Source organism: Bartonella sp. CM86QHHN (assembly GCF_042194695.1).
Lineage (GTDB): Bacteria > Pseudomonadota > Alphaproteobacteria > Rhizobiales > Rhizobiaceae > Bartonella.
Window position 1 is genome coordinate 272,405 of sequence record NZ_JBHIND010000060.1, and the last position, 13,085, is coordinate 285,489.

A 13,085-nucleotide genomic window follows, 5' to 3' on the forward strand; every position below is an offset into this window, starting at 1 on the left:
AAAAAGGTAAAGCTATGAGTGAACAAGCTAAGGATGAAGCCTCTCTCAACAACAACTTCTTGCATGAAGATGATAGTGTTATTCCCTTTCAAGTTGAAGAACTTGATATCCGTGGACGTGCCGTACAACTTGGGGAAACTTTAAATTCTATTCTCACAAGACATCAATACCCTGAACCGGTTTCTTATCTTCTAGCAGAAGCTTTACTTTTAACGGTTCTGATTGGAACTTCTCTAAAACTTACGGGAAAATTTATTCTACAAACCCATTCCGATGGACCGGTTAATATGTTGGTGTGCGATTTTTCGCCTCCTTCCAGTTTACGTGGATATGCTCGTTTTGATAAGGAACAGCTTAAACAAGCCATAGACAATGGTCAAACCTCTTCAGAAATACTTTTAGGAAAAGGCACTTTAGCTTTCACAATTGATCAAGGTCCCCACATGCAACCCTATCAAGGGATAGTTGCATTAGAGGGATCAAATTTACAAGAAGCTTCTCGTATTTATTTTGATCAATCAGAGCAAATTCCTACCGATATTCGTTTGGCTGTTGCCATATTAATTAATCGTGATCAACAAGGAAAACCGCAGAAAAGCTGGCGAGCTGGAGGTATTTTGACCCAACTTTTACCCCAAGAATCGTCTCATCATAAAATAGATGCTCCTCATCAAAAGCGAGAAGAAAAGAAAACCAACACCCAATTGAATAACCAATGGCATGAAGCTAAAATACTCATGAAAACGATTGAAAGTTCAGAATTAACAGATCCCCAAGTGGGTAGTAAACAGTTATTGTTTCGTCTTTTTCATGAACAAGGTGTTAGAGTTTTTAATTCTTTTTCTCTTGTCGATCAATGTTCTTGTTCATGCGAAAAAATTAAAGGAATCCTAGAAGGATTTCCTATTGATGAACGCAATAAAATGGTTAAAGATAACTATATTTCAGTCACATGTGAATTTTGCTCAAAAACGTATCGTTTTACACCGCAAGAATTTCTAGAAGAAAAAACATAATCAAATATTTTTCATAAAAAATGATGATTGCAACAAAAGCCTATTTTATTTGCGTCATAAAAGTTTACGCATAAGCTCATATGAACTTCTAGAATATTTCTTGTTTTAGAGTTTTTTTTAGTGTATACGAGTGATCGTTCTGTTGAGATCAGTAATTACGTCATAGAGTGCTTAAAAAAGAGTTCTCTGTAAAATATATTTTCTCCTCTCGAAAAAGCTTCTTGTGTACTTTTTACATCTCAAAAGTTTATTTCTTACAATGAATTCTTTTATAATGTTCATTGATAAATTGATTATGTACTCATAACTTATCTTCTCTGTTAAATGAGACTTTTTGATTGTAGTCATATTTTCTTACTCGAATTTATCTTATTAAGACTCAATCAAGCTTATTAGTTATAACCATAAGGGAAATTATCGAGAGAATAAGAATGTATAGATTCAATATAGACTTTATGGAGTCTATTACGAACAGATAAGTGTAATGGGAATAAATATAACAATGACGCTGCAAAAGAGCAGATTTATTATTTTATAAAGATGAGAATAGTGGTGAAGTCCCCTCATAACAATGTATATTTCAGATAAAAAAGCGGAGAAAAAATACTATATGATTTTGAAAACAATAGTTGGTTGCTGTCACTAAGCTAACAATGGTTCTATAGCAATATTGTTTTGTCCAAATAATCAAAAATAAAGCTCCCAAACAGATATTTAATCTCTAAAGAAAAATGAAAACTACTTAAAATTTTTGTCATATTTTGGAGGTTTGTTCTACAGATATTTCTTTACACATGTTTTTGAATCAACAATGATAATACTCTTGTCAAATTTTTCTGAGAGGAATAAGTGGCCGTATAAATAAAATAGCATACATAGCATGATAAAACGTTATGTTTTTACAAACCTGCATTATTTTTCTTCTGTCATAATCGCTTGTTCAATTTTTGGTAGAATTTTTTTTTGATAAATTTGCCATGTTAAGGGACCAACATGTTTGGCAATAATGATGCTCTCTTTATTCAAGAGAAAGGTTTCTGGAGGTCCATATATTCCCCAATCAATGGCTGTATATCCTGAATCATCAAAGCCAATAAATTTAAAAGGATTACCAAAACTGTTTAAAAAGCGCAGGGCGTTTGTTTTATTGTCTTTGTAATTAATACCAATCAGATCAAAACGTTTATCTTGTGCAATTTGCATAAGAATAGGATGCTCTTCGCGACAGGGCAAACACCAAGAGCCCCAAAAATTGACCAATGTAACACGTCCTTTAAACTGTTTTGAATTGAGATAACTTTCTTTATCAAGAAGAGGAAGATGAATATTGGGGGCAGGTTTTTCAGCCAATGCATTTGGGAGAAGAGAAGAATCTTGAAGGTATTTTTTACCCATAAAGTTGAAAAAAAACATCATGAGAAGAAGAAAAAGCACAAATGGTCCCAAAAAAACAAGCAGAACAGGTAAAGATATATTTTTTTTAAGTTTTGGAGGGATGTTTTTCATTATACTTTTCTTTTTGGGACAGCTCTTTTTTGTTTAGCTGTTGGAGAATTTTTTTTTGGTATAGGGCTTTGCAAAGAATATATCCAATAAGACATAAGAGGCATATTGCAGAAAGCACATAGCTTAAAACAACAATTTGCTCGTGTTTAAGGGTGCTCAGGAAAAAATCAATTTTCTGAGATAGATTTCCTAAAAGTCCGCCGTGGATGCCATTTAGGTCGAGCATGATGAAGCGTCCTGTTGTTGTGCACGACGGGATTTTTTAATCTGAAGTATTCGGATATAATGACGATTGATTTCATTTCGCATAGCCATCAAATAAAGAGCAATAAACATAAAGATGAAACAAAAGAGCATTGTTATAAGGGGCCATAACATAGCATTGTCGATTGTTGATCCTCCAGCACGTAACAATGATGCTGGTTGATGCAATGTATTCCACCAATTAACGGAAAATTTAATAACAGGGATATTAACAAATCCAACAAGTGTAAGAATTGCAGTAGCACGAGCGGCTTTTACTTGGTTGTCAAAAGCACGCCCAAGCAGGATAATGGAGAGATAGATAAAAAGCAGAATTAAAACTGATGTTAATCGTGCATCCCAAACCCACCATGTTCCCCATGTAGGTCGCCCCCAAAGCGCTCCTGTCATGAGAGCCAAGGCGGTAAAAATTGCCCCAATAGGCGCTCCACATTTAAGTGCTACATCAGCAAGATGATATTTCCAAATCAGGTTTCCTAAAGCCGCTGCACTCATCGTTACATAGCAGAATGTAGACAACCACGCAAAGGGTACATGAAGGTACATAATCTTAACAGTAATGCCTTGTTGATAGTCATCAGGGGAATGCATCACTAGAATAAGCCCTAAGATAAGGAAACACAATGTTATGCCGGCCAACCAAGGTAAGACGACTCTGCTTATTTTCATGAAAAGGGTGAAACTTGCAGGGAGTAACCTGATTTTATATGTACGAGATAGTTTATTCATAAAATTCATAATAGGCAGAGTTTTGCTATGCGGCAATCATCTTTTATTATTCTGATAAAAGTTTAAGCGTTATCGCAGCAACAAAAGAGCTAAAGAGACTCAAAAGAAGTGAAAAAGCGCTGAGAAGAGCTAGAGAAGTGAGAAAAGAGGTATTTGGGTTTATTGGGGCTGTAGCAGCGGAAACACCAAAAATCATAATTGGAATGATCCACGGCAAGATAATGATAAAAATAAGCAAAGTACTGTGCAACAATGAGGTTGCGAGTGCAGCGCCTATAGCACCAATAAAAATAATAGCTGGTGTTCCGCATAAAAGGGTAAGTATTGTTGTAAAAGTTATTACTACATCTAAATGGAGCATGAGGGCTAAAATAGGTGTGGCAAAAATAAGAGGAAGCATTGTTCCTACCCAATGGGCAAGACATTTTGTAAAGACAATTAGTGTAAAACTTTGTCTTTTTCCTGAAAGGATAAATTGGTCGAGATTACCATCATCGCGATCGATTTGGAAAAGTTTGTTCAGATTGAGGAGTCCTGCAAGAAGGGCTCCAAACCACAATATACCTGGTCCTATTTGTGCAAGAGTTTTGGGATCTGGTCCAATGGCAAAGGGGGTTATGACAACAACAGCGATAAAAAACAATAATCCTGTTAGTGAAGTGGCTTGTAGCGCTAATAATAGTTTAAGATCACGCCAGAACAGTGCTTTCATTTTATTCTCTCCTAGAGAGGTAAAAATTTTTCCAGAGCGATTTTATGGTTTTCTGGAATGCCTATGGAATTATGAGTTGCAGCGATAATCATACCTCCTTGATTGAGATGACGCTGGAAAATACGAGCAAGGAGTTTTTGAGCATGGTTATCAAGCCCAGATATTGGTTCATCTAAAATCCAAAGAGGACGATAGGAGAGCAAAAGGCGCGCAATAGCTACGCGTCTTTGTTGTCCAGTTGACAGGGCGTTAAAGGGTAAATGTTCAAGGTTAGAAAGACCAATATCGGCAAGAGCTTCATGCGCAAAACGTAAATGTTGACCGTAAAAATCTGCCCAAAATTGCAAATTATCAATGACAGATAAGAGAGGTTTCATAGCATTTTGAGGACCAAGATAATGACAAGCAGTTGCAACAGTGTATATTTGATCATGGTCTTTAAGTATTATATGACCTTCAGCAGCCTCAAGAAGACCGACAATGATTCGGAGTAATGTAGACTTTCCGATACCATTAGGACCGGTGATTGTCATAAGTTGCTGTGAAAATAAACAAAAAGAAAGACCTTGAAACAGAATTTCCTCGTTTCTGTAAGCGGCTAAATCTTTGCCTGATAACACCATGTGATTGCCTATTTTGTTTTTATTTTCATATTCTTTATTGCATTATAGAATAAAAAACACATTTTTTATGCAATTGTACCTAGAATAGTTCTAGAAATAGTTCTATAAGGGATACCTTACATCAATATCTGGTGTAAAATGGTTTCTGGCGCTGATTTCCGCATTATGCCTAGAGGGTGGAGGGGGAAATGGATGGCGGAGGTAATTGCGTCTGCGCTCAAGCTGCGACCTTGACTCGTAGTTTGTGTTGTTCATTCCTGGAAATTGGGTAGTTATAGTATGAGGGTGGACAGTCATGACTCAAATTGATAGCTTTAATTGTCGTAGAGTATTAAATGTTGGTGGCAAAGAATATACTTATTATAGCTTGATTGAAGCGGAGAAGAACGGACTTGAAGGTGTTTCTCGTTTACCGTTTTCGATGAAAGTTATTCTCGAAAATTTATTGCGATTCGAAGATGGGCGCATAGTTAAAAAAGAGGATATCTTCAATGTTGCTAAGTGGTTAAACGACAAAGGGAGCGCTGGGGCAGAAATTGCTTACCGTCCTGCACGTGTTCTTATGCAGGATTTTACAGGTGTTCCAGCAGTTGTTGATCTTTCTGCAATGCGTGATGCTATGGTTAAACTTGGCGGTAACGCTGAAAAAATCAATCCTCTCATTCCCGTTGATCTCATCATTGATCACTCAGTTATTGTTGATGCTTTTGGCAATTCCATGGCTTTTAAGGAAAACGTTGAGCATGAATATGAACGCAATGGTGAACGCTATCGTTTCCTTAAATGGGGGCAACAAGCCTTTCAAAATTTTCGCGTTGTTCCTCCAGGAACAGGGATTTGTCATCAGGTTAACTTAGAATATTTAGCACAATGTGTATGGATGAAGAATGAAGAGGGCTGTGAGACGATTTATCCTGACACCTGTGTGGGAACTGATTCGCATACGACTATGGTAAATGGTTTAGGGGTTTTAGGTTGGGGTGTGGGTGGTATTGAAGCAGAAGCAGCAATGTTAGGCCAACCTGTTTCTATGTTGTTACCTGAAGTGATTGGTTTTCGTCTAACAGGTAAACTTAAGGAAGGTGTAACAGCCACCGATCTCGTATTAACGGTGACCCAAATGCTACGTCGGAAGGGTGTTGTCGGTAAATTTGTTGAGTTTTTTGGTCCTGGTTTGGAGCATATGACGCTTGCTGATCGGGCAACGATTGGAAATATGGCACCTGAATATGGAGCAACGTGTGGTTTTTTCCCAATTGATAAGGAGACAGTGCGTTATCTCAATATGACAGGGCGTGATGAAAGTCGGATTGCCTTAGTGGAGGCTTACACCAAAGCACAAGGGATGTGGCATGATGAAATGGTGGCTCATCCCATTTTTAGTGATACAATTGAATTAGATATGGGAACCGTTGTCCCTTCTATGGCTGGTCCTAAACGTCCTGAAGGACGTATTGCATTGGAAAATGTTGGGCAGGGTTTTGAGAAGGCATTGGTCGAAGACTATAAGATGACTTCTGGACAAGATAAGCGTTATCAGGTTGAGGGTGAAGAATATACGCTTGGTCACGGTGATGTGGTGATCGCTGCGATTACGTCGTGTACGAATACATCGAATCCAAGTGTTCTTATTGCAGCGGGGCTTTTGGCACGAAATGCTGTGGCAAAGGGTCTTAAGAGTAAACCATGGGTAAAAACTTCTCTTGCACCTGGTTCACAAGTCGTTGAAGCTTACCTTCAAAATTCGGGTCTGCAAAAAGATTTAGATGCATTAGGATTTAACTTAGTAGGATTTGGGTGCACAACATGTATTGGGAATTCTGGTCCTTTGCATCCAGCTATTTCCAAAACGATTAATGACAATGGTATAATTGCATCTGCGGTTCTTTCAGGAAATCGTAATTTTGAAGGGCGTGTTTCCCCTGATGTGCAAGCGAATTATTTAGCTTCACCACCGTTAGTTGTTGCACATGCGCTCATCGGGACGGTGTGTAAAGATTTAACCAAGGAGCCTCTAGGTGAAGATTCAAATGGCCACCCCATTTATTTGAGAGATATTTGGCCAACTTCTCAAGAAATACAGGAGTTTATCGAAAAAAATGTCACGCGGAAGGTTTTTGCCGAAAAGTATGCAGATGTTTTTAAGGGAGATGAAAATTGGCAAAAAGTTCAGATTCCTACGGGTTCTACCTATTCTTGGGATGAGCAATCCACCTATGTACGCAATCCACCTTATTTCGATGATATGCAGAAAACACCTGATATCTTACCAGATATTAAAGATGCACGGATTTTAGGTTTATTTGGTGATAAAATCACGACGGATCATATTTCTCCTGCTGGTTCTATTAAAGCAGCTTCTCCTGCCGGAAAATATTTAATGGATCATGGTGTTAAAGTGGCTGATTTTAATCAGTATGGAACGCGTCGTGGGAATCATGAAGTTATGGTGCGTGGGACCTTTGCCAATATTCGCATTCGTAATTTCATGTTAGGGGAAAATGGTCGAGAAGGAGGTTATACGGTTCATTATCCGTCAGCGGTAGAACAAACCATTTACGATGCAGCAATGGCGTATAAACAAGAAGGTATTCCACTCGTTGTTTTTGCAGGTATTGAATATGGTAATGGATCATCTCGCGATTGGGCTGCCAAGGGGACCAATCTTCTTGGTGTCAAAGCAGTGATTGTGCAGTCTTTTGAAAGGATTCATCGCTCTAATCTTGTTGGTATGGGCATTGTCCCTTTTGTTTTTGAGGAGGGGCTAAGTTGGAAATCTTTAGGCTTAAAGGGAGATGAAAAGGTGACAATTGAAGGGATTCATAACTTGAAACCTCGTCAAAAGACTGTAGCGAAAATTACTTTTTCTGATGGTACGGTAAAAACCGTTCCATTATTATGCCGTGTTGATACTGAAGATGAGCTAGATTATTTGCATCATGGTGGAATTTTGCAATATGTCTTGCGTAAGTTAGCCGTTTAAATTCTTTTGTTTGTTAAGGAATATCTATTATTAAGCTATAAAGTTGCGGATCAAAGAGTTTGGCTTCGTTTTTTTATGGCTATCTTTGAAAATCTAATTGACGTTAGCTTTAGGATTGCGCTATAACCCACACGGTTATAGGCAGCTTTATAGTTTTGCTTGGGTTAGATTTATTTATATTGGTAGAGTTATTATTGAGACTCATTTTACCAAGGTGTTGAAAGAGAGATTATATTTATGGCGAATACACCTTCTGCTCGAAAAGCGGTGCGCAAGGTTGCGGCGCGCGCACAGGTTAATAAGGCCCGCCGTTCACGCGTTCGTACTTTTATACGTAAGTTTGATGATGCTTTAGCGGGTGGCGATAAGGCATCTGCAGAGATTGCATTTAAGAATTTTGAGCCTGAAATTATGCGTGCAGTTTCTAAAGGGGTTTTTCATAAAAATGCTGCTGCGAGGAAAGTATCGCGTTTAGCTAAACGTTTGAAGGCTCTCAGCGTTTAAGCTTTTTCTCCTTTAATTGAGAACAAAGCCAGTATCCATAAGGATGCTGGCTTTTTGTTTATTATTTCAAAAAGTTTCTATTGAAAATAAGAATCGATAATGATTCTCCACTTGAAAAAGGAGAGAAAGTTTATAGAGGGAGGTATGGTTATCCACAAGCTTTGTGGATTTGTACAGAGTCTTTTTTGTCAAGCATTTTATTTTTTTTTAAATCTGAAGAGATTCTTTAATTATTGGTAAATTTAGAGAAAAAAAATGAATTGAATCAATATTTTTTTCAGTCCTCATTAATATAAGCATTTTTTTCGGGTTTTTTGATTTTATTTTGACCTCTTGCATTTTACCTCTGCTGTTTTGTATGGTTCTTATGAAGACTAAGAAGCATGAAGGGGTCACATCAGCGCATTATTCTGTATTTTGTTGAATACAAGATGTTTTGATTTAGGCTTTTCGAAACTTTTGTGTTGGAGAGGTTTTCTGACGGTTTTTTAGTTTTCTTAATGGATATGTTTACCATTTTAGAAGGGTGGGTCATATCATGAGTGCAAGTAAATCTTATTGGTCATCTTTGTTAGTAGGGTTGTGATGAGGCTATCCTAGGGGAGGGTGAGTAATCTTATTTGGGGTAGGGCGTTTTGCCTTCGCTAGATTTATTTTAGTTGTTTGGCAGGACAAAATTTTATTTTTATCAGGATGGAAGATGGTGGATAAATTGAACTCTAAAGCTAGTTCCTTTAAAAGGGTTTCGGTAAATATCCTGTCGGCAGAGAACATAATAAAGAATAGGATGACGGAAAGTGATGAGAACGTTTGTAGAAATGCTTCTATAGGGCATTCTATTGTTTCAGAGGAGGAAAGTGAGGCGGCTTTTATACGTGTTATGGCGCAATTAAAGGTGCAGGTTGGTGTTGAGGCTTATACCAGTTGGTTTGGACGTGTGAAGCTTGCTGAATATAGTCATACTCTTGTAAAACTTTCTGTTCCTACTGCTTTTTTACGTTCATGGATTAATAATCACTATGGTTCTCTTTTGACTCATTTATGGAAACAAGAGAATTCAGCAATTCTTCGTGTTGAAGTTATTGTTCGTGGTATGGAACGCGTTTCAAGAGATGTCGTTTGTAAAAGAAGTGTTCCTCCTGTTGTGCTAGAGGAGCAGGCGACTTCATCTTTTGTTGAAAGTTGCGCAGAGCATTCAGTTAAGAATTCTCAAACGGGAGTTTTTGGATCTCCACTTGATTCTCGCTATACTTTTGAAAGTTTTGTTGAGGGGGCTTCTAATCGTGTTGCTTTAGCAGCTGCGCGTTCCATTGCAGAGGGGCATAAAAGTGCCTTACGTTTTAATCCTCTTTTTATTCACGCATCTGTTGGCTTAGGAAAAACACATTTGCTTCAAGCGATTGCTGCTTCTGCATTGAAGCGTTTAACGTCTGCGCGCGTTATTTATTTAACTGCTGAATATTTTATGTGGCGTTTTGCAACAGCTATTCGTGATAATGATGCTCTTTCTTTTAAAGAACAGCTTCGTGATATCGACCTTTTGATTATTGATGATATGCAGTTTTTGCAGGGTAAGTCGATACAACATGAGTTTTGCCATTTGCTTAATATGTTGCTTGATAGTGCAAAACAGGTTGTTGTCGCTGCAGATCGTCCACCAGCAGAATTAGAATCGCTTGATCTTCGCGTTCGCTCTCGTCTTCAGGGAGGGGTAGCTCTTGAAATTGAAGCACCAGATTATGAAATGCGTTTGCAAATGTTGCGCCAGCGGTTGAAGGTGGCACAACAAGATGATGGCATGGTATCAATTTCTGATGATATCTTGGAATATATTGCGAAAACGGTTTTAGGGTCGGGGCGTGATATTGAAGGTGCGTTTAATCAGCTCTTGTTTCGTCAATCTTTTGAGTCTGATTTATCTTTAGAGCGGATTGATGAGTTATTAGGTCATTTGACACGTCCTGGTGAACCTAAGCGTATTCGGATTGAAGAAATTCAGCGTACGGTAGCACGCCATTATAATGTTTCTAAACAGGACTTGTTATCTAATCGTCGAACACGTACGGTTGTGAAGCCACGGCAAGTTGCAATGTATTTAGCAAAAGTATTAACTCCTCGCTCATTACCAGAAATTGGGCGCCGTTTTGGTGGGCGTGATCATACAACAGTTTTACACGCTGTGCGTAAAATTGAAGATTTGGTTTGTGGTGATCAGACCTTGGCTAAGGAACTTGAGTTGCTTAAGCGGTTGATTGGAGAACAGGCTGTATAGTGTTTATCGTTTCTTTCTTTGGAGAGACTTTAAAGAATTTAATGAAAAGATTTATTTTTTCTTATGCAGGAGTGACTTGCCATTTTAAGAGAGGTTTAATAAACTCTAGCAGGCGATTCTCTAAAGGGATCTATTCTTTAATTCTAAGGAATTCTTATAGTTTTTAGTAAATCATACGGGGCTTTTATGCGTATTACAGTTGATCGCAGTCAATTTCTCAAGTCTCTTGGTCGGGTTCACCGTGTGGTAGAGCGCCGTAATACTGTTCCTATTTTATCGAATGTGTTGATTGATGCAGAAAATGGCCGTGTACAGTTAAAAGCAACAGACCTTGATTTAGAGGTTATGGAATCTTTTGCAGTTAATGTTAAACAAGCTGGAGCAACAACTGTTCCGGCACATTTGCTCTATGATATCATTCGAAAACTTCCTGATAGCAATGAAGTTGTATTATCCCTCGATGAGAATCAAGCAGGTACAATGTCCGTTGTTTCGGGTTGTGCACATTTTCAGCTTCAATGTCTTCCGAAGGCAGACTTTCCGGAGTCGCTTCCTGGGCAATTTGGTTATCGTTTTTCTCTATCAGCATCAGGCTTAAAACATTTACTTGATTGTACACAATTTGCTATTTCTACCGAAGAAACCCGTTATTATCTTAATGGTATTTATTTCCATATTATTAATGATGGTGTTTTGAAATTGCGTTTGGTTGCAACTGATGGTCATCGTTTGGCACAAGTTGAGATGGAAGCTCCTTCGGGAGTTGAGGGAATGCCTGGTGTTATTGTTCCCCGTAAAGCTGTAGGAGAATTGCAAAAACTTCTTTCAGAAGAAAATGATAGCGATGTATGTATAGAGCTTTCGGAGACAAAAATTCGTTTTTCTATAGGCTCTGTGATTTTTACATCAAAATTAATTGATGGAACATTTCCAGATTATCAACGTGTTATCCCTCTTGGAAATGATAAAGAATTAATTGTTAATAGGCAGGACTTTTCTTCTGCAGTTGATCGTGTTTCAACGATTTCAAGTGATCGGGGGCGTGCAGTTAAATTAACGATTGAGCATGGACAGTTAAGGCTTGTTGTTAATAGCCCAGATTCGGGCAGTGCAGAAGATCAATTATCAGTAACTTATGCATCTGAACCGCTTGAGATAGGATTTAATTCACGTTATCTTTTGGATATTGCTGGGCAGCTTTCAAGTGATGAGATGGTTTTTATGTTGGCTGAGGCTGGAGCACCAGCTCTGATTCGTGATAATGATGATGCGAATGTGCTCTATGTACTAATGCCTATTCGCGTTTAGGGGCAGTTGTTTTGCAATGCATGGCCAGTCATGTGCACAAAGTGGCAGTGAGGCAGCTGAAGCTTTTACGTTATCGCAATTATTCTTTTTTCAATATTCATTTTTCTGGTCAGCATGTGGTTTTTACTGGCCATAATGGTGCTGGTAAGACGAACCTTTTAGAGGCGTTATCTTTTCTTTCTCCTGGTCGTGGTTTGCGGCGTGCTGTTTATTCTGACGTTAGCTTTGTAGATGGTGGTGGTGGAGGATTTGTTGTATTTGCGCGTCTTGAATGCGCTCTTTATGGTGAAGTAAAGATTGGTACAGCTTTTGAGGTTAGCGATAACAGTCGAAAGGTCCATATTAATGGTGTGAATGAGTCGAGTGATTGCCTAACAGATTATTGTCATATTAGTGTCCTAACACCGTCTATGGATGGTCTTTTTACAGGTCCTTCACTTGAGCGCCGTAGTTTTTTGGACCGTATGGTTTTGGCGATTGATCCCTTGCATAGGCGTCGCATAGCCGATTATGATAGAGCTATGCGCGCACGTAATCGTTTGTTTTTAGATGGAAATGAAGATTGTGCTTGGTTTGATGCTTTAGAAAAGCAAATGGCAGAATTGGCGACAGCTATTTCTGCGGCGCGTGTTGATGTTATTCGTCTTTTAAATGACATGTTTACACAAATGCCCTCACAGATACCTTTTCCACGAGCTTTTTTGCAAATTGATGGTTTTTTAGAAACAGCTCTTAGTGAAATATCAGCAACTGAAGTTGAAGAACAATTTTGTGATCGATTGCGGCATAATCGCGCAATGGATCGTGCTGCTGGTCGGACGTTAGAAGGACCACATCGTGCAGATTTGCAGGTTTTTTATGCTGATAAAAATAGAGCAGCAACATCTTGTTCAACAGGTGAACAAAAAGCGCTGCTAACAGGTTTAGTTTTGTGTCATGCACGTCTAACAGGTATGATGTCGGAAAGATCTCCCATTCTTCTTCTTGATGAAATGGCTGCCCATCTTGATTCGCATCGACGTGCTGCTCTATTTGATATTCTTGATGATTTAGCTGTACAAACATTTATGACAGGAACAGATCGTCTTTTATTTGATGACTTAAAAGGACGCGCAGAATTCTTTGAGATTAAGGATGGAGCTTTATTGCCGTAAAAACATGCTAAATA

At 38.4% G+C, this 13,085-nt stretch carries 11 protein-coding genes; 6 read left to right on the top strand and 5 right to left on the bottom strand.

The annotated features are described in order from the left end of the window. Positions 1–14: 14 nt before the first annotated feature. Complete coding sequence (locus tag ACFIKX_RS06965; RefSeq protein WP_375628443.1) at positions 15–1,016, top strand: Hsp33 family molecular chaperone; 1,002 nt, start codon at positions 15–17, stop codon at positions 1,014–1,016. 912 nt (positions 1,017–1,928) lie between these two features. Here the strand turns inward: ACFIKX_RS06965 and ACFIKX_RS06970 are convergent. Genes ACFIKX_RS06970 through ccmA form a run of 5 tightly spaced genes read right to left on the bottom strand, consistent with a single transcriptional unit; the run spans position 1,929 to position 4,850 of the window. Then, a complete protein-coding gene (locus ACFIKX_RS06970) occupies positions 1,929–2,522 on the bottom strand; it encodes a DsbE family thiol:disulfide interchange protein (protein WP_375628441.1) in 594 nt (197 codons plus the stop codon). Beyond that, positions 2,497–2,748 (bottom strand): hypothetical protein, encoded by a 252-nt coding sequence (locus tag ACFIKX_RS06975; RefSeq protein WP_375628439.1) that lies wholly within the window; start codon positions 2,746–2,748, stop codon positions 2,497–2,499. The genes ACFIKX_RS06970 and ACFIKX_RS06975 overlap by 26 nt, the downstream gene beginning before the upstream one ends. Further along, on the bottom strand, positions 2,736–3,515 hold the full coding sequence (locus tag ACFIKX_RS06980; protein ID WP_375611426.1) for a heme ABC transporter permease: 780 nt from the start codon (positions 3,513–3,515) through the stop codon (positions 2,736–2,738). The genes ACFIKX_RS06975 and ACFIKX_RS06980 overlap by 13 nt, the downstream gene beginning before the upstream one ends. Positions 3,516–3,561: 46 nt before the next feature. Further along, positions 3,562–4,227 (bottom strand): heme exporter protein CcmB, encoded by a 666-nt coding sequence (gene ccmB, locus ACFIKX_RS06985; RefSeq protein ID WP_375611427.1) that lies wholly within the window; start codon positions 4,225–4,227, stop codon positions 3,562–3,564. Positions 4,228–4,238: 11 nt separating this feature from the next. Next, positions 4,239–4,850: a heme ABC exporter ATP-binding protein CcmA gene (gene ccmA / locus ACFIKX_RS06990; RefSeq protein WP_375628436.1), complete on the bottom strand. Its 612-nt coding sequence runs from the start codon at positions 4,848–4,850 to the stop codon at positions 4,239–4,241. Between the two features lie 295 nt (positions 4,851–5,145). Here ccmA and acnA point away from each other — a divergent pair, with 295 nt between their 5' ends. The 5 genes from acnA to recF all read left to right on the top strand — a co-directional run bounded on the left by acnA (position 5,146) and on the right by recF (position 13,071). After that, positions 5,146–7,833 (top strand): aconitate hydratase AcnA, encoded by a 2,688-nt coding sequence (acnA, locus tag ACFIKX_RS06995; RefSeq protein WP_375628434.1) that lies wholly within the window; start codon positions 5,146–5,148, stop codon positions 7,831–7,833. Between the two features lie 237 nt (positions 7,834–8,070). Then, positions 8,071–8,337 (top strand): 30S ribosomal protein S20, encoded by a 267-nt coding sequence (gene rpsT, locus ACFIKX_RS07000; protein WP_375612830.1) that lies wholly within the window; start codon positions 8,071–8,073, stop codon positions 8,335–8,337. 700 nt (positions 8,338–9,037) lie between these two features. After that, entirely contained in the window at positions 9,038–10,609 is a 1,572-nt protein-coding gene (gene dnaA / locus ACFIKX_RS07005) for a chromosomal replication initiator protein DnaA (protein WP_375628432.1), read from the top strand. Between the two features lie 186 nt (positions 10,610–10,795). Next, positions 10,796–11,917, top strand: a complete 1,122-nt coding sequence (dnaN, locus tag ACFIKX_RS07010; protein WP_375628430.1) for a DNA polymerase III subunit beta — start codon at positions 10,796–10,798, stop codon at positions 11,915–11,917. Positions 11,918–11,937: 20 nt separating this feature from the next. Beyond that, positions 11,938–13,071, top strand: a complete 1,134-nt coding sequence (gene recF / locus ACFIKX_RS07015; protein WP_375611469.1) for a DNA replication/repair protein RecF — start codon at positions 11,938–11,940, stop codon at positions 13,069–13,071. Positions 13,072–13,085 lie beyond the last annotated feature (14 nt).

Excerpts from the sequence above, each read along its gene's own strand:
- ACFIKX_RS06965 (WP_375628443.1), top strand. The coding sequence starts at position 15 with ATGAGTGAACAAGCTAAGGATGAAGCCTCTCTCAACAACAACTTCTTG.
- ACFIKX_RS06970 (WP_375628441.1), bottom strand. The coding sequence starts at position 2,522 with ATGAAAAACATCCCTCCAAAACTTAAAAAAAATATATCTTTACCTGTT.
- ACFIKX_RS06975 (WP_375628439.1), bottom strand. The coding sequence starts at position 2,748 with ATGCTCGACCTAAATGGCATCCACGGCGGACTTTTAGGAAATCTATCT.
- ACFIKX_RS06980 (WP_375611426.1), bottom strand. The coding sequence starts at position 3,515 with ATGAATAAACTATCTCGTACATATAAAATCAGGTTACTCCCTGCAAGT.
- ccmB (WP_375611427.1), bottom strand. The coding sequence starts at position 4,227 with ATGAAAGCACTGTTCTGGCGTGATCTTAAACTATTATTAGCGCTACAA.
- ccmA (WP_375628436.1), bottom strand. The coding sequence starts at position 4,850 with ATGGTGTTATCAGGCAAAGATTTAGCCGCTTACAGAAACGAGGAAATT.
- acnA (WP_375628434.1), top strand. The coding sequence starts at position 5,146 with ATGACTCAAATTGATAGCTTTAATTGTCGTAGAGTATTAAATGTTGGT.
- rpsT (WP_375612830.1), top strand. The coding sequence starts at position 8,071 with ATGGCGAATACACCTTCTGCTCGAAAAGCGGTGCGCAAGGTTGCGGCG.
- dnaA (WP_375628432.1), top strand. The coding sequence starts at position 9,038 with ATGGTGGATAAATTGAACTCTAAAGCTAGTTCCTTTAAAAGGGTTTCG.
- dnaN (WP_375628430.1), top strand. The coding sequence starts at position 10,796 with ATGCGTATTACAGTTGATCGCAGTCAATTTCTCAAGTCTCTTGGTCGG.
- recF (WP_375611469.1), top strand. The coding sequence starts at position 11,938 with ATGGCCAGTCATGTGCACAAAGTGGCAGTGAGGCAGCTGAAGCTTTTA.